Source organism: Acidimicrobiales bacterium, assembly GCA_016794585.1.
Taxonomy (GTDB): Bacteria; Actinomycetota; Acidimicrobiia; order Acidimicrobiales; family DATDAH01; genus JAEUJM01.
This window is the reverse complement of record JAEUJM010000017.1, coordinates 13965-36757: the sequence shown is the minus strand read 5'-3', so window position 1 is coordinate 36757 and position 22793 is coordinate 13965. Positions and strand designations below refer to the sequence as shown.

Below are 22793 nucleotides of genomic sequence, written 5' to 3'. Positions count from 1 at the left end.
AGGCGGCCGGACGGCCGGCGGCGGCGCGCCGGACGGCCCGGTGGCCGGGGACGCCACGGACGACGTGCACGGGCTCAGCTGGTGGGGCCGAGGATCATGCCCGCGCCCACCGTCTCGTTCGTGGCCTCGTCGATGAGGATGAAGCTGCCGGTGGTGCGGTTGCGCCGGTACTCGTCGTAGAACAGCGGCGCCGTGGTGCGGAGGCTCACCCGGCCGATCTCGTTGAGGGTGAGCTCGCTCGCCGCCTCGTCGCGGTGCAGCGTGTTGATGTCGAGGCGGTAGTGCAGGTCCTTGACGAGGGCGCGCACCGAGCGGGTGGTGTGCTTCAGGGCGAGCTTGGCCCCCGGCGCCAGGATGGACGACTCGGACATCCAGCAGATGGTGGCGTCGATGTCCTGCCCCGTCTCGGGGCGGTTCTGGGGGCGGCAGATCATGTCGCCGCGCGAGATGTCGATCTCGTCCTCCAGCAGCACCGAGACGGCCATGGGGCTGAAGGCCTCGTCGACCGGTCCGTCGAAGGTGTCGATGCGCGCCACCTTGGTGGCGAAGCCCGACGGCAGGGCCACCACGTCGTCGCCGGGCTTGAGCACCCCGCCCGCCAGCGTGCCGGCGTAGCCGCGGTAGTCGTGGAACTCGTCGCTCTTCGGGCGCAGCACGTACTGGACGGGCAGGCGCACGTCCTGGAGGTTGCGGTCGGACGCGATGTGCACCTCCTCCAGGTGGTGCAGCAGCGACGTGCCCTCGTACCAGGGCATGTTGGCCGAGCGGTCGACGACGTTGTCCCCGTTCAGCGCGGAGATGGGGATGAAGGTGAGGTCGCTGATGTCGAGGCGGGCGGCGAACTCGCGGAACTCGTCCTTGATGCGCTCGAAGACGGCCTGGTCGTAGTCGACGAGGTCCATCTTGTTGACGCACAGCACGAGGTGCGGAATGCGCAGCAGCGACGCGATGAAGGCGTGGCGGCGGGACTGCTCGAGGATGCCCTTGCGGGCGTCGATCAGCACCAGCGCCAGGTTCGCGGTGGACGCGCCGGTGACCATGTTGCGCGTGTACTGCAGGTGCCCGGGGGTGTCCGCGATGATGAACTTGCGGCGGGGGGTGGCGAAGTAGCGGTAGGCCACGTCGATGGTGATGCCCTGCTCGCGCTCGGCCCGCAGGCCGTCGGTGAGCAGGGCGAGATCGACGTAGGTGTCGCCCCGGTCCCGGCTGGTGCGCTCGACCGCCTCGAGCTGGTCCTCGAAGATGGCCTTCGAGTCGTAGAGGAGGCGGCCGATGAGGGTGGACTTGCCGTCGTCGACGGAGCCCGCGGTGGCGAGTCGGAGGAGTTCCATGTCTAGAAGTACCCCTCGCGCTTGCGGTCTTCCATGGCGGCCTCGGAGACCCGGTCGTCGGCGCGGGTGGCGCCGCGCTCGGTGATACGGGTGGCGGCCACCTCGGCGATCACCTTGTCGATGGTGTCGGCGCTGGACTCGACCGCACCCGTGCACGAGGCGTCGCCGACGGTGCGATAGCGGACGACCATCTCGAACGGCTCCTCGTCCTCGGCGAGCGTGACGTAGGGGCCGACGGCCAGCAGCATGCCGTCGCGGCGGAACACCTCGCGGCGATGCGCGTAGTAGATCTCGGGGATCTCGATGCCCTCTTCGGCGATGTACTGCCAGATGTCGAGCTCGGTCCAGTTCGACAGCGGGAAGACCCGGATGTGCTCACCCTTGCGGTGTCGGCCGTTGTAGAGGTTCCACAGCTCGGGGCGCTGGTTCTTCGGGTCCCACTGGCCGAAGTCGTCCCGGAACGAGAACACCCGCTCCTTGGCCCTGGCCTTCTCCTCGTCGCGGCGCGCCCCGCCGAAGGCGGCGTCGAACTCGTGGGTCTCGATGGCGTCGAGCAGGGTGGTGGTCTGGAGGCGGTTGCGCGAAGCGCGGGGGCCGGTCTCCTCACGGACCCGACCGGAGTCGATCGACTCCTGCACGGAGGCCACCACGAGGCGGGCGCCGAGCTCGGCGACCCGCTTGTCCCGGAAGGCGATCACCTCGTCGAAGTTGTGGCCGGTGTCGACGTGCATCACCGGGAAGGGCAGGGGGCACGGCCAGAACGCCTTCTCCGCCAGGCGGAGCATGACGATCGAGTCCTTGCCACCCGAGAACAGCAGGACGGGGCGCTCGAATTCGGCGCCGACCTCCCGCATGATGTGGATGGCCTCGGCCTCGAGGGCGCGCAGGTGGGAGAGCTCGTAGTGCATGCGGGGGCACAGCCTAATCTGAGGGCCGGAATTCCTGACCAACGCGATGGGGATTCACGACCGCGCCATCGGGCCGAGCAGAGGGGCTGATGAACCGGATGGCAACGACGGCCCCGCGGATCCCTACGCTGCGCAGCGGAGCGGAGCAGCCGCACCGATGAACCGGATGGCGAAGCCGTCCCGACGAAGGACCGTACGCTGCGCAGCGGAGCGGAGCAGCCGCACCGATGAACCGGATGGCGAAGCCGTCCCGACGAAGGAGGGACATAGCCAACATGCCTGCTACCGCCGCTGACCACGCCCTCGCCCACCGGTTGGCCACCGAGGCGGGCGAGCTGCTCGTCGCCCTGCGCGACCGGCTCACCGCCGCCGGAGAGACGCCGGCCGCGCTCAAGGCCGAGGGCGACCGCCAGGCGCACGAGCTGCTCATGGCCGGCCTGGCCGACGCCGCCCCCGCCGATGCCGTGCTCTCTGAGGAGGGAAAGGACGATCACGCCCGGCTCTCGGCTTCCCGGGTCTGGATCGTCGACCCCCTCGACGGCACCCGGGAGTTCAGCGAGGTGCCCCGGACCGACTGGGCCGTGCACGTGGCGCTCGTCGAAGGCGGCAGCCCCATCGCCGGGGCCGTGGCCCTGCCGGCGCAGGGCGTCACCCTCAGCACCGAGGTGCCGCCCCCGCTCGCCCCTGCCGTGGACGGTCCCCCTCGCCTCGTGGTGAGCCGTACCCGTCCGCCGGCGGCGGCGCAGCAGCTCGCCGAGGCCCTCGACGGCGTGCTCGTGGAGATGGGCTCGGCCGGGGCCAAGGCCATGGCCGTGGTCCAGGGCGAGGTCGACATCTACGCCCACTCGGGCGGCCAGTACGAGTGGGACTCGTGCGCCCCGGTGGCCGTCGCCGCCGCCGCCGGGCTGCACACCTCGCGGCTCGACGGGTCGCCCCTCCTCTACAACCAGGAAGACGTGTACCTGCCCGACCTGCTCATCTGCCGCCCCGAACTGGCCGAGCGCGCCCTCACCATCCTCAACTCCTGATCGCTGCGCCTTCCCTCGTTCTGCCAGCACCAGCCTGTTCTGCAGAACAGGCTGGTGCTGGCAGAACGGGAGGATCGGACTGGGTGCCGGCGTCAGGCGCCGGCGGCCACGGAGAAGGTGACGGTGCGGGCCACGAGGTCGGCGGCGTCGAGGCGGAGGCGCACTTCGGAGCCGGGTGCCATCGACGGGTCCTCCACCGAGGCGAGGACGGCCGGCTCGCGCAGCTGCACGGTGGCCCGGCCCCGGCCGGCACTGGTGACCACCGCGGGGAACTCCTCGCCGACGCGGGGAGCGAGGACGGCGGCCTCGAGGAAGTCGACCACGGCCCGCTCCAGCGCCCGCTCGTGACGGTGCGCCGCGTCCATCACCTCGGGGAGAACCGGGAGCGCGTCGAGCACCCAGGCCGGCGGACGCGCTCCCGCCTCCGCGGCGAGCACCACCTCGTTCGCGAATCGATCGGCGAGGCGGCGCAGCGGGGCGGTGACGTGGGCGTATGGCGCGGCGATGGCGGCGTGCAGCGGCTGCTCGGGCGTCGCACCGTCGAAGGCGGCGTAGGACGCGCCCCGCAGCACCCGGGCCGACTGCGTCATCAGGGCGGCGTGAGCGGGCACGTGTGGATCGAGGCCTCGCACGAACTCGGGGTACGAGCGGTCGGCGGGCCAGTCCACGCCCAGGGCACGGGCGCTCTCGCGCAGCGAGTCGAACACCTCGGGCCCCGCCGGCGGAAGGGTGCGCACGATCCCCACGCCGGCGTCGAGCATGAGTTCGGCGGCAGCCATGCCCGTGAGCAGCGAGATCTGCTCGTTCCACCCCTCGGCCGGCAGGGGCCCGTCGTAGCGCAGGGCGAAGGTGCCGTCGGCCTCCCGCTCGACGGCCTGCGAGGGCAGGTTCAGGCTCACGCCGCCCCGGTCCCGCTCCCGCTCCTCACGGAGGAGCCCGACCTCCCGCAGCAACAGCAGGGCCGGCGCCGCCGAGCCGTCGTCGACCGCGGCCTGCACCGACCGGTAGTCCAGCTGGCGACGACTGCGGACCGTCGCGCGCGCCACGCCCACGTCCACCGGCACGCCGCGCTGATCGAGGTCCAGGGTCCACAGGACCGCAGGCCGATCGACCTCGGGCAGCAGGCTGCCCGCCCCCTCCGCCAACGCCGGCGGGTAGAGCGGGGCCCGGCCGTCAGGCAGGTAGAGGGTGACCCCTCGGGCACGGCTCTCGCCGTCGAGGGCCCCGCCGGGGGCGACGAAGGCGGCCACGTCGGCGATGGCGTAGTGCACGCGGTAGCCGCTCCCCCGCCGCTCGGCGCCGTACGCCTGGTCGAGGTCCCGGCTTCCGGGAGGGTCGACGGTCACCAGCTCGAGGTCCCGGCGATCGACGCGGGACGCACCCTCGCCCGGGGCGCGCGCGGCGGCCGTTTCGGCCGCGGCCTCGACGGCGACGGGGAACGAGGCCGGGACGTCCAGCTCGGCCCGGATGGCCGCGAGGCCCGCGGCGAACTCCGCCGGCGTCGTGTGGGGGAGGTGGAGCCGGGGCACGCAGGTCAGCGCCGAGGTGCGGTGAAGCTCAGCTGGGCGGGTTGATGACGGGCCCGCCCGCCGGGAACCCGGCCGTGGGCCCGCCGCCGCTCAGATCGTCGAGCGAGCCCGCGGGAGGCACCGGCTGCACCTGGTCGGGACCCCCGCCCCCACCCTTCACCCGCCGCAGAATGCGGGCGATGAGGATGATCAGGAAGAAGAGGGCGAACAGGACGACGACCGTCTCGACGAAGACGATGCCCATCACCGTGAACTGGCTCTGGGCATCGATGGCGCCGCGGTCGTTGTAGCACTGGAGCTCCCACTCGATGTAGGTCTCGCCGGGCACCGGGTTGCTCGAGGTGATGTCGACGTAGCTGTGGTCGAACGGTGCCTCGCAGAGGAACGGGGCGCTGAGCCGGGCGAGGCCGGGGAACATCGCCACGCCGGCGCTGGCCACCATCAGGGCCACGAACACGATGACGATGGTGAGACAGCCGAGGCTGGCCAGGAAGGTGCCCTTGGCGCTGCGCTTCGGCTCGACCGCACCGGGCGAGGTGAGCCCCTGCGCGCGGGTGCGCAGACGTCCGGTCGGCGGCAGGGCCCCGAGGCTGACGCCCCCGGTCCCCAACCCCGAGGTGATCACCGTCGACGGCGCCTGGTGCACCGAGGTGCTGCCCGGGGGCGGGGGCGCCACGGCCGAGCCCCCGGCGCCGGCCGCTCCGGCGACCGCGCCCGTGGTCCCGGCCGCGACCTCGCTGAACGAGGGTGGAGTGGGCGGCGAGAGGGTGGGGTCGTACGGCGAGCTGGTGGCCGGGCCGGCGGCGGTGTCGCCGGTGCCGACCGGCGCTTCCGGCGGCGTGTAGGTGCCCGTGGACTCGCGGATGAGGCGGGTCTTGGCGTCCTCGAACTCCTCGTCGGAGAGTTGCCCGGACGCGTGGAGGTCGCTCAGCCGGTTGAGGTCGTCGACGAGGCCCATTGGGCGCGATGCTAATCAGTACCCATGGACCTCAAGGTGGTGCGCTACGACGTCGACAGCGGCGTGGCCACCGTGACCCTCGACCGACCGCACCGCCTCAACGCGTGGACCGGCCGCATGCACGAGGAGTACCGCTGGGTGCTGGCGCAGGCCGAGGACGACCCGGCCGTGCGGGCCATCGTGGTCACCGGCGCCGGACGCGGGTTCTGCGCCGGAGCCGACGCCGCCGCGCTCGACGGCCACGTCGCCGCCGGCGCCTACGACAGCGGGGTCCGATCCCCCTTGGCCGAGCCCGGTTACGGCGTGCGCCCCGAGTTCGACCACGCCTTCGCCTTCCACTACGGCATGGCCACGCCCGTGATCGCCGCGATCAACGGCCCCGCGGCCGGCGTCGGCCTGGTGCTCGCCTGCTTCGCCGACCTGCGCTTCGCGGCGGCCGACGCCAAGCTCACGACTGCGTCGGGGCGACTCGGCCTGCCCGCCGAGTACGGCCTGTCGTGGGTGCTGCCCCGGCTCGTGGGCGTGGGCCACGCCACCGACCTGCTCCTGTCGAGCCGGGTGGTACTGGGCGACGAGGCCGAGCGGATGGGGCTCGTCAACCGGGCGGTGCCGGGCGACGAGCTCCTCGACGTGACCTACGACTACGCCCGGCGGCTGGCCACCGAGGTCTCCCCGCGGGCGACGGCGACGGCCAAGCGCCAGATCTACACCGACCTGCACGGCGACGTGGGCACCGCCGTGGAACGAGCAGAGGAGCTCTTGGAGCAGATGGTGACCGAACCCGACTTCGCCGCAGGAGTCGCAGCACTCCGCCGGAAGCAGCGGCCGACCTTCGCGCACCGGACCCCGTCGTGAGGCCCCGCACGGCAGGGATGCTCCTCGCCGGCGCCGTACTCGCCGGCACCCTCACCGGGTGCTCGAGCAGCGACGACGGCAGCGCCGGAGGCTCGGCGCCGACCGGAGCCGATTCCGAGGCCCACCAGGCGGCCTCCGGCGTGTGCAGGATCCTGGTCGCGTTCGATCGCACGGTCGCGCTCGAGGTCAACGAGGCGTCCCGCCAGATCACCTCCGAGACCGACCCTGCGGAGGCGAGAGCGCTGCTTCTGGAAGCCACCGACGACATCCGCAGCGCCGCCGAGTTCCTCCCCGAGCGCTACGCCGCCCTCCAGGTCGACGACCGGGGTGACCTCGGCCGACTGGTCGCCGATGCCTCCGCCGCCACGGCCGCGGTCGACGAGCAGCTCGACCGCATCACCGCCGAGCTGACCGACGGCCTCCCCGACGAGGGGCCCCGCGAGATCCTCTCCGCCGTGTTCATCGACATGGAGAAGGTGCAGTCGCTGGCCCAGCCCGACCAGGGCGACTACTCCGATGCCGCCCTCGTCGAGCAGCTCGACACCCTCGACGCCTGCGAGCACACCATCAGCCGGTAGGCGACCGGAGCGACCGCCGCCACCGCAGCGACCCGATGATGCCTCAGGAGCTGGTCAGGACGTTGCCGTCCTGGTCGGCCACCACGGCGCCGTTCTGGCCCCGCGGGGTCGACACGAACACCGTGATGAGGGTCGGGCTGCCCGCCGGGCGCTGCACGCTCACGCTGCTGGTGATGTCGCCCTGCACCCCGGTGAGGCTCGGCGCGTCGGCCACCAGACCGGGGATGGCGGACAGATCGACCTGGTTGACCGCGAAGAGCCGGGCGTCGAGGTCGATCCCGGCGACGTCCTTCTCACCGCTCTCGGTCACCCCCTCGCCCACGTTCCAGTTGTAGACGAGGACCCTGGTGGGATCGTCGGGGTCCTGGGCCTCGAGGTAGACGGAGTCCGCGTAGACCGCGAGCTCGAGGGCCTTCACCCGCTCGGTGCCGACCGCCGACTCGAGGTCGGCGACGGCCACCTCGGGGCCGTCCACCAGGAGATCGACGTCGGCGTCGGCACCACCGGACCCACCGTTGCCCCCGCCCTGCTCGTCGGGTGCGACGAAGTCCTCCGGCGCCGTCCCCACGCCGACGCTGCACGCGGCGGCGACGAGCGCCACGGAGAGGCCGAGCAGGAGCAGGCGGGGTGCGGATCGGCGGGACATGGCGACGATCAGCGTAGGTCGCCGCCGTGGAGCTCACGGCGCACCTCGTCGGTGTGCTCTCCGAGGGCCGGGACAGGCCCAGGGTGGCGCGCCCCGTCGTCGGCGGAGAACGAGATCGGGGTGGCCACGGCCCGGTGCGGGGGGCCGAACGCCCCTCCGGGCACGTCGACGAACGCGCCGGCGGCGATTGCCTGCGGGTCCTCCAGCACCTCGGCCGGGGTGTTGGCCGGCGCCCACCACACGTCGTGGCGGTCGAAGCGCTCGATCCACTCGTCCCAGGTGGCGCCGGCGAAGACCTCGTCGAGGGCGGCGATGCACTCGCCGGGGTGGTGCCGGCGGGCCCGGGCGGTGGCGAAACGCTCGTCCCCACCCAGGTCGGGCCGGTCGATGGCCGCGATCAGCTTCGGCCACAGCCGGTCCGACTCGACGCCGAGGAGCCAGAACCAGGCGCCGTCCGACCCCTGGTAGCAGTTGACCATCGGGTTCATGATCTCGGTGCGGGGCTGGGTGGGCGCCAACTTGTCGAAGCGCAGGCGGATGCCGAGGTCCCATCCCACGCAGTAGATGCCGGTGCGCAGGAGCGACGTCTCCACCAGTTGGCCGGTGCCCGTGCGCTCCCGTTGGAGGAGCGCGGCCAGGATGCCGCTGAGGATGGTGAGACCGGTGACGTGGTCGCCCATCCCTGCCCGGAGGTCGATGGGCGGTTGGTCGTCGGGCATCAGCGAGCGGGCGATGCCGGTGCGGGCCCAGAAGGCGCCGACGTCGTAGCCGGCGCGATGGGCATCCGGGCCTTCGCGGCCGTAGCCGGTGACGCTGGCGTAGACGAGGCGGGGATTGGCGGCGAGCAGGTCGTCGGCGCCGAGTCCGAGGCGGTCGACGGCCTCGGGTCGGAGGTTGGTGAGGAAGACGTCGGCCGTGGCCACCAGCGCACGGGCGTCGGCCCGGCCCTCCTCGGTCGTGAGGTCGAACACGACGCTGCGCTTGCCGCGGTTGTCGAGGTCGAACGGCGGGCTCTCGGTCTGACCGTGCCCCGCGAGCACCGCGAACAGGCGTCGCATCGGGTCACCGGCCGGCGCCTCGACCTTGATGACGTCGGCGCCCCAGTCGGCCAGCAGCCCGCCGGCGCTCGGGCCCGCCACCCAGACACCGAGCTCGACGACGCGGAATCCCTCGAGGGTCATGCCAGCGTCACCGTGCCCGCGGTGCCGTCGACGGTGAGCAGCGCGCCGTCGGGGATCCGGCGGGTGGCCCCCGTGACCGACACGACACACGGGATGCCGAGCTCCCGGCTCACGATGATGGCGTGGCTCATCTGGGCGCCGACGTCCACGACCACCGCCGAGGCGGCCACGAACAGCGGCGTCCACGACGGGTCCGTGATCGGCGCGACGAGGACGTCGCCGGGCGCCAACGCACCCGGGTCGGCCGGGTCGAGGATGACCCTGGCCACTCCCGTCGCCTGACCCGGACAGCCGGAGATCCCCGTGAGCACGTCGCCCGCCGCCGCGGGCGCCTCGTGGTGCGCACCCCGACGCTCCCAGGTCTCGACCGGCGGCTGCTCGCCGGCGAACACGAACGGTGGCTCGAGGGCGGCGAGCTCGTCGTAGCGGGCCCGCCGCTCGCGGAGGGTCGCGGTCAAGCCGGCGGGATCGGCGAGGAAGTCGTCCAGCTCGTCGGCCAGCAGCATCCCGAAGTCGTCGAGTTGGCCGAAGTGGCCCGCCGCCACCATCCGTCGGCCCAGCTCGTGCAGGGCCACCCGCGTCTCGTGGATGAAGCGCACGGCGTTGGTCTTCGAGCGCTCGCGGGCCGGGAAGAAGAGCGCGGCCGACGCGAGCGCCTGCTGGAACTGCTCGAGCGCCTCGGGCTGATCGACCAGGAGGGCCGCCACCTCTGCCGCCACTGCCTCGCGGTCGGCCACCCGCTCGGCGTGGTGGCCGTCCGGCGCCTCACCGTCCGCCAGCAGGCGCATGCGGTCGATGGCGGCGAGCGCCAGCTCCGGACGCGTCTCCCAGGTGTGCGACGTGGTGTCCCACTCGTTGGGGCCGCGGGAGCCGTGCTCGCGGAGGAAGGCCGCGAGCGAGCCGAGGAAGGTGTCGACCTCGCCGTCGCCCCGCGCGCCCTCGAGGCGGTCGAGCAAGCCGGGGACGCCGGCCTCGAACTCGGCGGTGAGGACGTCGGATCGGGCCACCCGCCGGCCCAGCTCCCACAGCGCGAACGACGGCGCCGCCGACTCGACGTCGCCGAGGCCGGCCACGAGGCGCATCGCCAGCGAGGGATCACCGACGGCCTCGCACACCTGGGTGATGATCCCCAGGGGGATCTGCACCGCGGTCGAGATGTAGATGTGCTGGCCGAAGAGCTGGCGGAAGTGGGCGTCGTACAGGCGGCGCACGTAGGCGACGAGCTCGACGTCGCTCATCGCGGCGAGGTCGGGGCGGTCCTCGCGCAGTTGCTTGGTCAGGGCCTCCTCCGCGGCCAGCTCGGGCAGCTCCGTCGCGGTCATGATCCAGATCAACCATTCGAACGCCGCCGTGGCCCGGTCGGGATCGTCGTCGCCCGGCTGCGGCTCGTAGGGCGGGATCCCCGGCTGGGAGCCGTACAGCGCGAGGTCGATCATCTCGGGGGTCATGCCCGGCACCCGCACGCCGGAGATCCGGTTGATGGAGACGTTCAGGTAGCAGTACCCGCCGAAGATCCCGATGATCTCGTTGTGGTCGGGATCGAACTCGTCCTCGGTGAAGATCCCCGAGCGCACGAGGGCGTCCCGCCAACCGGGCTCGCTGTAGGGCGTGATCGCGAACGAGGCGGAGAAGGGGGTCACCGGGTCGGGGAAGACCTCGCCGACGTTGCCCCGCGTGTAGACGGGATACCGGACGCTCGGCTCGTCGTCGACGATCCACCGCTCAGCCATTGCCGTCCCCCTGCGTCGCTCCCGATGGGCCTCGGGATCGTAACCCCGCCCGGTTCGTGGGGACGGCCGGCGGGATGCCACCCTGAGGACGTGCCCGCGCCCGCCGACCTCGACCAGGCCGCGTTCAGCGACCACCCACCATGGGTGCTCACGGATCTCCACGCCCTCCGCTGGCGCCGGGGCCTGGACCTGGTGCGCGAGGTCAGCCGGCGAGAGGTGCCCGAGCTGGTCGACCCGGGTCATCTGCCGCCGCTCGGCCGCCTCCTCCGCGTCCTGCGCCACCTCGGTCTCGCCCTGGCGTGGTGGGCGCTACGGGAGCGCCCTCGCGGCGGCAGCGCCTCGCGCGCCGGGATCTCCCGGCGCCTCCGGGTCGCGGCCGAGCGCCTCGGGCCCACCTACATCAAGCTCGGGCAGATCATCTCGTCGGGCGAGGGCATCTTCCCGGCCGAGCTGGTCGAGGAGTTCAAGAAGTGCCGGGACCGCGTCCCCGCCGAGCCCTTCGCCGTCGTGCGCGCCGTGGTCGAGGGCGAGCTCGGACAACGCCTCGAGGACGTGTTCTCGTCGTTCGACCGCGAGCCCATCGCGGCGGCGTCGATCGCCCAGGTGCACGGCGCCGTTCTCCGCACCGGCGAGTCCGTGGTGGTCAAGGTGCAGCGCCCGTCCGTGGGCCGTCTGGTCCACGACGACCTCCGGGTGATGGCGTGGGTGGCCCCGTACCTGGTGGGCCGCATCCCCATCGCATCGCTGGCGAACCCGCCCGCCCTGGTCGAGCTCTTCGCCGAGACCATCAACGAGGAGCTCGACTTCCGGCTCGAGGCCGAGAACATGCTCGACGTCGCCCAGTCGCTCGCCGCCCTCGGCCAGCGGGGCTACGTCATACCTCGCCCCCACCCCGAGCTCGTCACCCGGCGCATCCTCGTGATGGAGCGCCTCGACGGCTTCGCCTTCGACGATGTGGCCGGCATGGTCGAGGCCGGGGTGGACACCTACGCCATCGTCCGCACCGGGATGATCGCCTTCATGGAAGGCGCCATGATGCACGGCGTCTTCCACGGGGACCTGCACGGCGGCAACCTCCGCGTCCTCCCCGACGGCCGCACCGCGCTGCTCGACTTCGGCATCACCGGCCGCCTCGACGAGCCCCGTCGCCTCGCCTTCCTGCGCCTGCTCATGGGCGCCACCATGAACGACATCCCCGGGCAGCTCGCCGCGCTGCGCGACCTCGGCGCCCTCCCGCTCGACACCGACCTCGAGGCCGTCATCGCCGACCTCGGGCTCGACCGCCCTCCGATCGACCCGACGACGCTGACCCCCGACGAGATGGTCGCCGAGATCCAGCAGATCATGAAGGGGCTCCTCGCCTACGGGGCCCGGCTCCCGAAGGAGCTCATGCTGTTCGTGAAGAACATGGTGTTCCTGGACGGGGCCATCGCCACCCTCGCCCCCGACCTCGACCTCTTCGCCGAGATCGCACACCTCGCCCTCTACTTCGCCCAGACCCACGGCGAGCGCATCGCCGCCGACGTGGGGATCGACCCCCGGTCCTACGAGATCGACCTCGAAGGGGTGAAGGCCAGCTTCGGTGTGGATCCCAGCACCGAGGGCCTGACCTACGCCGAGCTCCAGGCCCGCCGCGAGGTCATCCGCAGCCGCTTCGCCCGCCGCGAGTCGAAGCTCGGCGTCTTCCGGCGCTAGCGCTCGGCGCCGCCGACCCGGCCCTGCCCGTTCTGGCGCCAGCCTGCGTGGGGTGACCGTCTCGCCGGCGGGTCAGCGGTCGGTGGCCAGCGCGTCGGCGAGCTCGGAGCGCCCGGCCACGCCGAGCTTGTCGTAGATACGGGCCAGGTGGTTGTCCACCGTGCGGATGGACACCACCAGGCGCTCGGCGATCTGGCGGCTGGACAGGCCTTCGGCCCCGAGCAGGGCGATCTCGCGCTCACGCTTGGTGAGGGGGACGACGGCGTCGGCCTGCACGAGGCCCGGCGTGGTGACCCCCTCGCAGCGTGCGGCGAGCTCCTGGGAACGCCGGACGCAGGCCGCCGCACGGCGGCCGTCCCCGGCCGCACGGCAGGCGTCGGCCGCGGCCACCATCGCCTCTGCCGCGGCGATGACCAGGCCACGGGGCTCGAGCAGGTCGGCGGCCGCGGTGAGAGTGTCCGCGTCCCCGGCGACCAAAGCCTCGATGTGCGCCAAGCGAGCCGTCGAAGAGGAGCCCGCCACCTCCGCGGCGACCGCCCGGGCCCGGTCGACCACCTCGTCGGGCTCGCCGAGGCGGGCCAGGTCGTGGAGGGCCGGGAGCTCGCGGGCAGGCTGACCGGCGTCCGCCGCGCTCGCCGCCGCGGCCCGGAGTCGGTCGAGCGCGGTCGCAAGGTCGTGCTCGGCCACGGCGAGCCACGCCTTCGCCCGGAGCAGGATGATCTCGGTGAACCCCGCCGGGTGGGGGCCGATCTCGTCCAGGGCCTCGAGGACGGCGTGCGCCGCTCCGGTGTCGCGGAGCAGTGCCTGTGCGAACAACTGGCCACCCAGGGCCCACCGGGTCATGCCGTCGTGGCGGTCACGGCGGAAGCGCGCCTCCGCCTCCCGGAACCGACGCACGGCGTCGTGGGCGTCGCCCGAGTCGAGGGCGATGAGCCCGAGGGCGAGGGCGAACTGCGAGCGTCCCACGTCGTCCTGGTCACGGAGGGCCTGGTCGAAGCCGATCTCGGCGCGCCGCCTGGCCTCGTCCACCTCGCCGGCCTCGAAGAGCGCGATGCACCTCGCCGCATCCATGAGCGAGACCTCGAAGATGCGGCCCTGCACGCCGAGAGCGGTGTGGGCGTCGATCCCCCGCTGCGCGAGCTCCGCCCCTTCCCCGGCCCGACCGAGCAGCTGCATGGCCAGCGTCCCCGCCAGGGCGGCGTGGTAGAAGGCCCGACCACCCGAGGCGGAGAATTGTTCGCCGGCCCTCGCCACTGCGTCCACGGCCCGGCCGGCGCTGGCCTCCACCACCGCGACCTGGCTGATCACGTAGTTCCGCGCCTCCTGCTCGGTCAGGCTCGCGGCGATGCTCTCGCCGACGGCGATGGCCGACTCGAGGTCACGCGCCCGCCAGAAGAGGTTGGCCACCCGCAGGCCGGCCATGCTCGCCTTGTCGTCGTCGCCCTCGGTCAGGTCGCTGAGCTGCGCGAGCACGCCCTCGACGCCGGCGGCGTCGCCCCGCTCGTTCATCGCACCGGCGAGGAGGTAGCCGGCGGCGAAGCTCGGCTCGGCCTCGAAGGCGGCGCGGGCCAGGCGCTCGGCGGTGGCGTAGTCGAAGGCATGGCCGGCCAGGGCCGCCCCGGCCACGAGGGCGTCGGGCTCGATCGTCCCCCCGCCGTCGAGGCGCCACAGAGCGACCCGCAGCACGTCGCCGGGACGGTCCGCGCCCACCCCCTCGACCGCGTCCGCCAACATCCGGCGGGCGCGACGCGAGCGGATCACCGGCGTGCGATCGCGGAGCACGTCGCCGTGGAGTGGGTGGGCGAGGCGCACCTCGACGTCGTTCCCGTCCTCGTTGATGGCCACGATCGACTTCCGCTCGAGGCGCTCGACGGCCGCAGTCACGCCGAGGCGGTCGATGACGGCCAGGTCGACGGGTTCGCCGAACGCCACCAACTCGAGGGCCTCGACCTCTTCGTCGTCGAGCCCGGCGACACGCACCTCGACCAGGTCACGAAGTCGCGCCGACGCCGAGACCTCTCCCACGATGCGCCAGAGGCCGGCGTCGTCCACCAGGGTGTGGGTCTCGAGCGCCGACAGGACGAGCTCGCGGAGGTACAGCACGTTGCCCTGGCTGGCGTCCCAGAGCTGGCGGACCGCGATGGCCTCGACCGGCGCACCGAGGGCCACCTCGAGCAGCACCTCGGTGGCGTCGGCGTCGAGCGTTTCCAGCTCGATGCGCTCGGCGAGGCCCTCCTTCCAGAGTGACGCGATGGGCTCGGGCACGAGCTCGCCGGTGCGGACGGTGGCCACGATGAACGCCGACCGGGCCGCCGCCAACTGCTGGAGCAGCACGGCAGAGGCGTCGTCGAGGTTGTGGGCGTCGTCCACGACGACCAGCAGGGGCCGGTCGCCGGCCAGGCGCGCGAGCCCCTCCTGGGCGTACTGGAGCAGGCCGAGGCCCGAGGCGGCGGCCTCGGGCATGGCCGGCAGGAGCGAGGCGAGGGCGCCGAGCGGGATGCTGGCGGCCGACCGGCTGGCGACGGCGAGCGCCGTCGCGTGGCCGGCGGCCTCGCCCACCGCCAGGCACTCCTTCGCCAGGCGGGTCTTGCCCACGCCGGCGGGCCCGACGAGGACGATTCCCGCCACCTCGCGCGCCTCCACGATGCGGCGGAGCCGGTCGAGCTCGGCCGCTCGGCCGGTGAGAGGCCAGATCACGCTCACGCCCACGCCCACATCATGTCCGTCGTCAGATCAGCGGGGCAGCCTTGAGCGCGTCGGCGAGGCCGGCCCGCCCGGCCACGCCGAGCTTGTCGTAGATGCGGGCGAGGTGGTTGTCGACCGTGCGCACCGAGACGAAGAGTTGGGCGGCGATGTCCTTGCTGGGCAGGCCTCGCGCCGCCAGGCCGGCGATCTCGGCCTCGCGCTTGGTGAGGGGTGTCGGGCCCTCGATCCGGGCCAGCCCGGGCGTCGCCGCCCCCTCGCACTCGCCACGGAGCTCGGACGCGCGACGGCGACATCCCGTGGACTCGCGGGCGTCCCCGGACCGCCGGTAGGCCTCGGCTGCCTCTTCGGCGGCCTCGGCCGCGGCCAGCGACGCGCCGCACGCGGCGAGGGCCTCGGCGGCGGCCTCGAGGGAGGCGCCGTCACCGGTGACGAGAGCGTCGACGTGGATCACGCGGGCGTCGGCGAGCGGACCGTCCACGATCTCGGCGAGCTCGTGCGCACGGCCCTGGGCCTCGGCGGCGCCACCGAGTCGAGCCAGGTCGTGGAGCGCGTCGAGCTCGTGGCCGAAGTGCCCCACGGCCCGATCCGATGCCGCCACGGCGGCCAGCCGCTCACGTGCACGCCGGAGGTCCCCCTCGGCCGCCTCCGTCCACGCCAGCGCCCGCTCGAGATCGGAGTCGTTGAGCCGGGCCGGGTGTGGGCCGACGGCGAGGACCTCGGCGTGGGCGGCGCGCGCGGCAGGAGCGTCGCCGGCGAGCGCGTGGGCGTAGACCTGTCCGATCAGGGCCCAGCGGTGCGCGCCGGGGTGGTTCACCGCGGCGAAGAGGGCGGCCGCCTCGCGCCACCAGCGCAGCGAGTCCACGACCCGCCCCCGGTCGAGGGTGCAGCGCCCGAGGGCGAGGCAGTGGAAGGCCCAGCCCGCGCCGTCACCCTCCCCCACGGCGATGGCGTAGCCCTCGTGCGCGAGCAGCTCGGCCTCGGGGATGCGGCCGAGCGCGGTCAATGCGAGTGCTCGTGCCACCTTGAGCAGCGAGGGCTCGTACATGCTCGGCATGCGCCCCCGGTGCGCCGCGAAGCCGCGACGGGCGAGGTCGACGGCCTGGTCGCCGCGCCCGAGCAGGGGCAGCCCCAGGCTGCCGGCGAGGGCGGCCTGGAGGAAGGCCCGCCCTTCATCCCGAGGGAAGAGGTCCTCGATGGTGGGCACGCCCACCTCGGCCTGACCAGCGGCGACGTCGTACAGGGCGAGCACTCCCCTGGCCTCCCCGATGAGCTCGGGGTCCTCGAGGTCGATGAGCAGGGTGTCCACGACCTTCACGGCCTGGTCGAACTGCCCGAGGTGCCAGAACAGGTTGAACGAGCGCAGCAGGGCGACCCGGGTGCGGTCGGGCTCCGAGGCGGCGAGGTGCTCGACTGCGGACAGCACCTCTTCCACCTCGGCGACCGCGCCGGAGGAGTAGAGGGCGTCGGCGAGGACGTGGCCCGCTTCGAAGCTGGGTGCCACCTCCCACGCGGCCCGGGCCAGACGCACGGCGATGTCGTAGTTGTTGGCGAAGGTGGCCTGGCGGGCGGCCTCGAGCAGCAGGTCGGGCCGGGCGCTGCCGCCGCCGTCCAGGCGCCACAGGGCCACCCGGAGCACGTCGCCGCGGCGCCGCACGCCGGCGGCCTCGACCTCGTCGGCGAGGGCCCGGCGCACCGAACGGGCCCGGAAGCGCGGGGTGCGCTCACGGAGGACATCGCCGTGCAGCGGGTGTGCGAGGCGGGCCTGGACCCGCCGGTCGTCGACCTCGGTGGCCAACAGCCCGCGGCGCTCGAGGCGCTCGAGTGCGGCCCCGCTGCTGAGTCGCTCGATCACGTCGACACCGATGGGCTCGCCGAAGGCCACCAGCTCGAGCGCGGCGAGCTCCTCCTCGTCGAGGCCGGCAAGGCGTCCTTGCACCAGGTCGGTCAGGCGGGGGGAGCTGGACACTTCGCCCACGAGGCGCCACAGCCCGGCGTCGTCGACCAGCGTCTTGGCGTCGAGTGACCCCAGCACCAGCTCGCGCAGGTAGAGGACGTTGCCCTCGCTGGCCGTCCAGAACTGCTGGAGCACCTTGCCCTCGACCGGCCCCCCGAGGACGGCCTCGAGGAGCTCTGCGACCTCCAGCTGATCGAGGGGGCCCAGCTCGAGCCGCTCGGCGAGGCCGTCCTTCCAGAGTGCGACCACCGGCTCGGGGACCTGCTCGCCGGACCGGACGGTGGCCACGACGTAGGCGGTGCGCGCCACCGCGAGGCCTTGGAGCACGAGGGCGGAGGCATCGTCGAGGTTGTGGGCGTCGTCGACGACGAGGAGGAGGGGACGCCCGGCCGCCAGCTCGACGAGGCCGTCCGTGGCCTCCTGGAGCATGGCCACACCCCGCTCGGCGGCGCCGGCGGCGGGAGGCAGGAGCGGCGCGAGCGCACCCAGGGGGATCTCGGCGGCGGCGCGGCTCCCGACCGCGAGCGCGGTGGCGAAGCCGGCGGCCTCCCCGACGGCGAGGCACTCCTTGGCCAGGCGGGTCTTGCCGACGCCCGGCGGGCCGACGAGCACGAGGCCGGTGATGTCGGTCCGTCGGAGCTCACCGCGCACGAGGTCGAGTGCTTGCTCGCGCCCGATGAGCGGCCAGGTGATGGTCACAGCGCCGCCAGTATGACGCGCTGACCGGCACCGCTGACAGTACGTACCGCCGGTTTCTGGGCGCGCGTCGGGCCGTCGATACGCTGCGCCGGGTGCGTCTGGTCATCGCCCGCTGCGAAGTGCACTACGAGGGACGCCTGACGGCGCACCTGCCCCTCGCCACCCGCCTCATCATGGTGAAGGCGGACGGGTGTGTGGCCATCCACGCCGACGGTGGCGCGTACAAGCCGCTCAACTGGATGAACGCCCCGAACCGGCTGGTCGAGGGCGACGGCGAGTGGACCGTCACCAACCCGAAGGGCGAGGTGCTCACCATCACCCTCGAGGAGGTGCTGGCCGACAGCGCCCACGAGCTCGGCGTCGACCCCGGCCTCCAGAAGGACGGCGTCGAGGCCCACCTCCAGGAGCTGCTGGCGGCCAACTGCGAGAGCATCGCCGAGGGCCTGCGCCTCGTGCGCCGGGAGTACCCCACCGACATCGGCCCGGTCGACCTGCTCTGCAAGGACGCCGACGGGGCCACGGTGGCGATCGAGATCAAACGGCGCGGCGACATCGACGGCGTCGAGCAGCTGGCCCGCTACCTCGAGCGCCTCAACCTCGACCCGATGCTGCGGCCCGTGCGCGGCGTCTTCGTGGCCCAGCAGATCAAGCCCCAGGCCAAGGTGCTGGCCGGCGCCCGTGACATCGCCTGCGTCGAGGTCGACTACGACGCCCTCCGCGGCATCGAGTCCGACGTCCTCCGCCTCTTCTGACCACCCTCGTCCGTCCACGGAGCGTTGGACGGACGCCGCCGGCGCCCGGTTCCCGACGCGAGGCGCTTCGCGAAAGACGAAACGTCAAAGGCAACGGTGCGAAGAACGGGGGCGGGGGTGGTCCACCGACGGGGCTCGACCTTCGATGGCCACCCTGCGTGACCAGGGAGGCAGTCCCGGGGGCCGATCTCGCCGAAACGCCCATCTTTGGAGGAAATACCAGTCACCGGTGACTGGTATTCCCTCCAGAACTCGCCATTGGTCCGCCGGACGACCACAGTCGGTGAGATCCGATTGGGGGTGGGTCACCACCGAGGTTCCCCGGCGGACACGGCCGAGCCACGCCCCTCCCTCGCGCCTTTGTCGTCTGCCGACGCAGAAACGGGTACGGCCGTCACCGAGCTTCCGAGAGAGCGCGAGGAACTGACCCCGCGAGACCGTCGGGCGTGAGCAGGTGAACCGGGGCGAACCGCCGCCGGCGTCGGTCAGGCGGTGAAGGTGCAGCGGCCGGCGTCGAGGACGACGCGGCCGTCGTCACCGCAGGTCTGGAAGACCGCGGCGTCGCCGTCGACCCACAGGTTCACGGTGAGGGCCTCGCCGGGGAACACGGGGGACGAGAAGCGGCCCTCCATCTTCCCGAAGCGGGCGGGATCGCCGCCGCAGAGGGTGTGCAGCAGGGCGCGGCCGGTGAAGCCGTAGGTGCACAGGCCGTGGAGGATCGGCTTCGGGAAGCCGCCCATCTCGGCGAACTTGGGGTCCGAGTGCAGCGGGTTGCGGTCGCCCGACAGCCGGTAGAGCAGAGCCTGGTCTTCGCGGGTCTGGTAGGTGACCGAGTGGTCGGGCGCCCGGTCCGGCGGCACGTTCTGCGGGCCCGAGGGGCCGCGGTCGCCACCGAAGCCGCCCTCGCCGCGGATGAACACCGACATCGTGTTGGTGAACAGGGGCTCGTTCGTGTCGGCCAGCACGGCGCTGGTGGACATCACGATGACGGCGCCCTTGCCCTTGTCGTAGATGGCCTCGACCTTGCCGGTGCTGCGCAGGGTGCCCTTGACGGGGATCTCGCGGTGCAGCTCGACGCTCTGCTCGCCGTGTACGAGCATGGCGGGGTTGAAGTCACCGAGGCTGGGCATGCCCGAGCCCATGGCGTTCAGCACGACCGCCATGGTGGGGAGCACCTTCTGGTCGATGTCGGCGCTGTTCTCGGTGGTGAAGGCCAGCTCGTCGGTGCCGGCGCCCACGCCGAGGGCGTAGAGCAGGCAGTCCTTCGAGTCCCACGAGCGCTCACCGGGCTCGGACTCGACGCCGACGGCATCCAGGTTGATGGGCATGCGGATCTCCTAATTGCGTGATCGAGGGTCGTTCGGATCGTTCGGATCGTGCTCGGCTGGGCGGCCGCTCAGCTGCGGGCGTCGCGGCCGCTCATGTCCGCGTTCGGCCGCGCCTGGGACATCAGGTCGGCGACGAGCGGGCCCAGCTCGGTGGGATCGTCGGACGGCGCCACGGACGGGCCGATGTGCCAGCCCTCGGCCACCGACAGCGCCCGGCCGGACACGTCGAACACCCGCCCGGTGACGTCCTTCGACTCGGGGCTGGCGAGCCACGTGACGATCGGCGCGATCCACCGCGGCGACATCTGCTCTTTGATCTCCTCCGAGGCCTCGCCCATGCCGAGGCCCTCGGTCATGCGGGTGAGTGCGGCCGGAGCGATGGCGTTCACGGTGACCCCGTATCGGCCCAGCTCCTGGCTGGCGATGATGGTGAAGGCGGCGATCCCGGCCTTGGCCGCCCCGTAGTTGGTCTGGCCCACGTTGCCGTAGATGCCCGACGCGGAACTGGTGTTGATGACCCGGGCGTCGTTGTCTTCGCCGGCCTTCACCCGCTCGCGCCAGTAGGCGGCGGCGTGGCGGGTGGGGCCGAACGTGCCCTTGAGGTGCACCTTGATGACGGCGTCCCACTCGGCCTCGGTCATGTTGGTGAGCATCCGGTCCCGCAGGATGCCGGCGTTGTTGACGAGGATGTCGAGACCGCCGAAGTGATCGATGGCCTGCTGGATGAGCCGGCCGGCGCCCTCGAAGTCCGAGACGTCGTCCCCGTTGGCGACGGCCTCGCCGCCCATGGCCTCGATCTCGGCCACGACGTCGTGGGCCGGGCCCTCGCCCTTGCCCGTGCCGTCCATGGAACCGCCGAGGTCGTTGACCACGATCTTGGCCCCTTGACCCGCCAGCATCAGGGCGTGCTCACGCCCGATGCCCCGGCCGGCGCCGGTGATGACTGCCACTCGTCCTTCGCAGATGCCTGACATGTTTTTCCGAAATCCCCCTCGTGGGCGCGACCGCCAGCGATGATGGCATGTCTAGCGTGTGTGGACCCACCCGGTCGCACGCGCGGCCCGCGCCCCCTTCCCCCACCCCGCGCCCCCCAATGAGCGTCTTCGAACCTGACGAGCAGATCTCGGATCTCGCCGACGAGATCCCCGAGATGCGAGGCGATCTCCGCCGCGCCAAGCGGCGCCGTGGCCGGCGCATCGTGCTCACCCTCGCCGTGGTCATCCCCGTGCTGCTGCTCGGTGCCGCGGTGGCTGCGTGGGCCGTCGACACGAAGGACGACGGACGCGTCGTCCGCAACGTCACGGTGGCCGGCGTGGACGTCGGGACGATGACCGAGGCCGAGCTCACCGACACCGTGGCCGAGCTCGCCGACGAGTACCAGGACACGCCGGTCACGCTCGAGACGCCCGAGCGCACCATCGAGACCACCGTCGGCGAGCTGGGGGCCAGGGTCGACCAGGAGGCCACCGTCGCTGCGGCCATGGAGATCGGCCGCGACGGCTCCGTCGTCGCCCAACCGGTCGCGTGGTGGCAGTCCTTCCTCGACGGCGAGGTGTCGCCGGTCGTCTTCCGGGCCAACCCCGTGCGGGTGGAGGAGGCGCTCGTCACGCTCCAGGGCCAGGAGCGCACGCCGCCGGTCGAGCCCGGCCTCGAGCTGGTGGAGGGCCGCTACGAGGTCGTCCCCGGCGTCGACGGCGAGGGCATCGACCCCGCCGACATCCTCACCGGCCTCAACGCCGACGGCGTCGACAGCGCGGGGCCCGACGCCACCATCAGCCTCACGGTCGAGAACAAGACCATCCCGCCCCGCTTCCCGGACTCGGACGCCGAGGCACTGGCCGTGCAGGCCAACGACATGACCGACGAGCCGCTCCAGATCACCGCCGGCGGGGAGACCGCCTCGGCCACCACGGCACAGCTCCAGAACTGGATCAGCGCCAAGGTCGGCGCCGAGCGCCTGAAGCTGAAGATCGACAAGGAGAAGATCAAGACCGACCTGCCCCTCATCCTGCCCGCCTTCGGGGAGGCGCCGGTCGACGCCAGCTTCACGGTGGGCGCGTTCGGCCCCGAGGTGATCCCCGGCCGGCCGGGCACGGGCTGCTGTGCGGCGGGCTCGGCGGTGAAGGTGGCCACGGCGCTGCGCAGCGGCGAGACGAGCGTGCAACTCGAGCTCGGCCCGCGCGAGCCGGACCTCACCACCGAAGAGGCCGAGGCACTGGGCATCGTCGAGGAGATCACCCTCCCCGACGAGGAGCCCTGCAACTCGGGCGCCGCCGAGGGGTGCCGGAAGACCACCCACCACAACTGCTGCGAGGGCCGCAACACCAACATCAACCGCATGGCCGACCTGGTGCGGGGTTACGTGATCATGCCGGGCGGCCAGTTCTCCATCAACGAGGTCGTCGGGCCGCGCACCGTCGAGAACGGCTTCGTGGCCGCCGGCGCCATCGAGAACGGCGTGCACGTCGACGCCGTGGGCGGTGGCGTGTCGCAGTTCGCCACCACCTCGTTCAACGCCGCCTTCTTCGCGGGCCTCGACATCCCCAGCTACCAGTTCCACACCGAGCACATCAGCCGCTACCCCTATGGGCGCGAATCGACGGTGTCGTACCCGCAGCCGAACTTCATCATCGAGAACAACACCCCCTACGGCGTGTTGCTGTGGCCGACCTACACCGACACCAGCATCACCATGACCATGTACTCCACCCGGTACGCGGTCGGCGCCCAGACCGGGCAGAGCACCAGCCCACGAGGCAGCTGCACCGACGTCACCACCACGCGGACGCGCACGTTCGTGGACGGCCGGACCGAGAACGACACCTTCCACGGCTACTACCGCAACGCCGGCCCCACCTGCTGACGGCGCGGGAAACCGCTTGGTGACGACGCCGCCACTGGCCATGCTGGGAAGC

17 protein-coding genes are annotated in these 22793 nt (G+C 72.6%); 6 read left to right on the top strand and 11 right to left on the bottom strand.

The window, feature by feature from the left end; all coding sequences use genetic code 11:
* Positions 1-74: 74 nt before the first annotated feature.
* A complete protein-coding gene (gene cysN, locus JNK12_09350) occupies positions 75-1331 on the bottom strand; it encodes a sulfate adenylyltransferase subunit CysN (GenBank protein MBL8776126.1) in 1257 nt (418 codons plus the stop codon).
* A 2-nt stretch (positions 1332-1333) separates the two neighbouring features.
* Positions 1334-2239, bottom strand: coding sequence for a sulfate adenylyltransferase subunit CysD (cysD, locus tag JNK12_09345; protein ID MBL8776125.1), 906 nt, complete (start codon positions 2237-2239; stop codon positions 1334-1336).
* 275 nt (positions 2240-2514) lie between these two features.
* Here cysD and JNK12_09340 point away from each other — a divergent pair, with 275 nt between their 5' ends.
* Positions 2515-3267 carry a 3'(2'),5'-bisphosphate nucleotidase CysQ gene (locus tag JNK12_09340; GenBank protein MBL8776124.1) on the top strand — a complete coding sequence of 251 codons (753 nt, stop codon included), beginning with the start codon at positions 2515-2517 and terminating at the stop codon, positions 3265-3267.
* 92 nt (positions 3268-3359) lie between these two features.
* Here the strand turns inward: JNK12_09340 and JNK12_09335 are convergent, their stop codons facing one another.
* Both JNK12_09335 and JNK12_09330 read right to left on the bottom strand, forming a co-directional pair.
* Positions 3360-4796 carry an RNB domain-containing ribonuclease gene (locus JNK12_09335; protein ID MBL8776123.1) on the bottom strand — a complete coding sequence of 479 codons (1437 nt, stop codon included), beginning with the start codon at positions 4794-4796 and terminating at the stop codon, positions 3360-3362.
* Between the two features lie 28 nt (positions 4797-4824).
* Positions 4825-5754, bottom strand: a complete 930-nt coding sequence (locus JNK12_09330; GenBank protein ID MBL8776122.1) for an SHOCT domain-containing protein — start codon at positions 5752-5754, stop codon at positions 4825-4827.
* A 24-nt stretch (positions 5755-5778) separates the two neighbouring features.
* On the opposite strand from JNK12_09330, the gene JNK12_09325 reads away from it, so the two are divergent.
* A complete protein-coding gene (locus JNK12_09325; GenBank protein ID MBL8776121.1) occupies positions 5779-6609 on the top strand; it encodes an enoyl-CoA hydratase/isomerase family protein in 831 nt (276 codons plus the stop codon).
* Positions 6606-7187, top strand: coding sequence for a hypothetical protein (locus tag JNK12_09320; protein MBL8776120.1), 582 nt, complete (start codon positions 6606-6608; stop codon positions 7185-7187). Before JNK12_09325 ends, JNK12_09320 begins: the two co-directional genes overlap by 4 nt.
* 43 nt (positions 7188-7230) lie before the next feature.
* On the opposite strand, the gene JNK12_09315 is transcribed toward JNK12_09320, so the two are convergent.
* From JNK12_09315 to JNK12_09305, 3 genes are read right to left on the bottom strand one after another with little or no spacing between them, the layout of a single operon-like run.
* The gene (locus JNK12_09315) at positions 7231-7833 is read right to left on the bottom strand and encodes a hypothetical protein (protein ID MBL8776119.1); all 603 of its coding nucleotides are present in this window, start codon (positions 7831-7833) and stop codon (positions 7231-7233) included.
* 8 nt (positions 7834-7841) lie between these two features.
* Positions 7842-9014: a CoA transferase gene (locus JNK12_09310; GenBank protein ID MBL8776118.1), complete on the bottom strand. Its 1173-nt coding sequence runs from the start codon at positions 9012-9014 to the stop codon at positions 7842-7844.
* Positions 9011-10744 carry a hypothetical protein gene (locus tag JNK12_09305; protein MBL8776117.1) on the bottom strand — a complete coding sequence of 578 codons (1734 nt, stop codon included), beginning with the start codon at positions 10742-10744 and terminating at the stop codon, positions 9011-9013. The genes JNK12_09310 and JNK12_09305 overlap by 4 nt, the downstream gene beginning before the upstream one ends.
* Positions 10745-10768: 24 nt before the next feature.
* Here JNK12_09305 and JNK12_09300 point away from each other — a divergent pair, with 24 nt between their 5' ends.
* Positions 10769-12439: an AarF/ABC1/UbiB kinase family protein gene (locus tag JNK12_09300; GenBank protein ID MBL8776116.1), complete on the top strand. Its 1671-nt coding sequence runs from the start codon at positions 10769-10771 to the stop codon at positions 12437-12439.
* Between the two features lie 72 nt (positions 12440-12511).
* Here JNK12_09300 and JNK12_09295 read toward each other — a convergent pair whose 3' ends face one another.
* Together JNK12_09295 and JNK12_09290 are read right to left on the bottom strand one after the other, a co-directional pair.
* Positions 12512-15148, bottom strand: a complete 2637-nt coding sequence (locus tag JNK12_09295) for an AAA family ATPase (protein ID MBL8776115.1) — start codon at positions 15146-15148, stop codon at positions 12512-12514.
* Positions 15149-15167: 19 nt separating this feature from the next.
* Positions 15168-17798: an AAA family ATPase gene (locus tag JNK12_09290; GenBank protein ID MBL8776114.1), complete on the bottom strand. Its 2631-nt coding sequence runs from the start codon at positions 17796-17798 to the stop codon at positions 15168-15170.
* A 92-nt stretch (positions 17799-17890) separates the two neighbouring features.
* Between JNK12_09290 and nucS the strand changes: the two genes are divergently transcribed.
* Positions 17891-18550, top strand: coding sequence for an endonuclease NucS (gene nucS / locus JNK12_09285; protein MBL8776113.1), 660 nt, complete (start codon positions 17891-17893; stop codon positions 18548-18550).
* Between the two features lie 485 nt (positions 18551-19035).
* Here the strand turns inward: nucS and JNK12_09280 are convergent, their stop codons facing one another.
* Together JNK12_09280 and JNK12_09275 are read right to left on the bottom strand one after the other, a co-directional pair.
* The gene (locus JNK12_09280) at positions 19036-19878 is read right to left on the bottom strand and encodes a MaoC family dehydratase N-terminal domain-containing protein (protein MBL8776112.1); all 843 of its coding nucleotides are present in this window, start codon (positions 19876-19878) and stop codon (positions 19036-19038) included.
* A 68-nt stretch (positions 19879-19946) separates the two neighbouring features.
* Positions 19947-20852 (bottom strand): SDR family NAD(P)-dependent oxidoreductase, encoded by a 906-nt coding sequence (locus JNK12_09275; protein ID MBL8776111.1) that lies wholly within the window; start codon positions 20850-20852, stop codon positions 19947-19949.
* A gap of 119 nt (positions 20853-20971) precedes the next feature.
* On the opposite strand from JNK12_09275, the gene JNK12_09270 reads away from it, so the two are divergent.
* Positions 20972-22741 (top strand): VanW family protein, encoded by a 1770-nt coding sequence (locus JNK12_09270; protein MBL8776110.1) that lies wholly within the window; start codon positions 20972-20974, stop codon positions 22739-22741.
* The last annotated feature ends 52 nt before the right edge of the window (positions 22742-22793 follow it).

What these genes read in the sequence shown, in the direction of transcription:
- JNK12_09325 (MBL8776121.1), top strand. Translation starts at nt 5,779, where the DNA reads ATGGACCTCAAGGTGGTGCGCTACGACGTCGACAGCGGCGTGGCCACC.
- JNK12_09270 (MBL8776110.1), top strand. Translation starts at nt 20,972, where the DNA reads ATGAGCGTCTTCGAACCTGACGAGCAGATCTCGGATCTCGCCGACGAG.
- JNK12_09305 (MBL8776117.1), bottom strand. Translation starts at nt 10,744, where the DNA reads ATGGCTGAGCGGTGGATCGTCGACGACGAGCCGAGCGTCCGGTATCCC.
- JNK12_09280 (MBL8776112.1), bottom strand. Translation starts at nt 19,878, where the DNA reads ATGCCCATCAACCTGGATGCCGTCGGCGTCGAGTCCGAGCCCGGTGAG.
- JNK12_09310 (MBL8776118.1), bottom strand. Translation starts at nt 9,014, where the DNA reads ATGACCCTCGAGGGATTCCGCGTCGTCGAGCTCGGTGTCTGGGTGGCG.
- JNK12_09300 (MBL8776116.1), top strand. Translation starts at nt 10,769, where the DNA reads ATGGGCCTCGGGATCGTAACCCCGCCCGGTTCGTGGGGACGGCCGGCG.
- JNK12_09330 (MBL8776122.1), bottom strand. Translation starts at nt 5,754, where the DNA reads ATGGGCCTCGTCGACGACCTCAACCGGCTGAGCGACCTCCACGCGTCC.
- JNK12_09275 (MBL8776111.1), bottom strand. Translation starts at nt 20,852, where the DNA reads ATGTCAGGCATCTGCGAAGGACGAGTGGCAGTCATCACCGGCGCCGGC.
- JNK12_09315 (MBL8776119.1), bottom strand. Translation starts at nt 7,833, where the DNA reads ATGTCCCGCCGATCCGCACCCCGCCTGCTCCTGCTCGGCCTCTCCGTG.
- cysN (MBL8776126.1), bottom strand. Translation starts at nt 1,331, where the DNA reads ATGGAACTCCTCCGACTCGCCACCGCGGGCTCCGTCGACGACGGCAAG.
- cysD (MBL8776125.1), bottom strand. Translation starts at nt 2,239, where the DNA reads ATGCACTACGAGCTCTCCCACCTGCGCGCCCTCGAGGCCGAGGCCATC.
- JNK12_09340 (MBL8776124.1), top strand. Translation starts at nt 2,515, where the DNA reads ATGCCTGCTACCGCCGCTGACCACGCCCTCGCCCACCGGTTGGCCACC.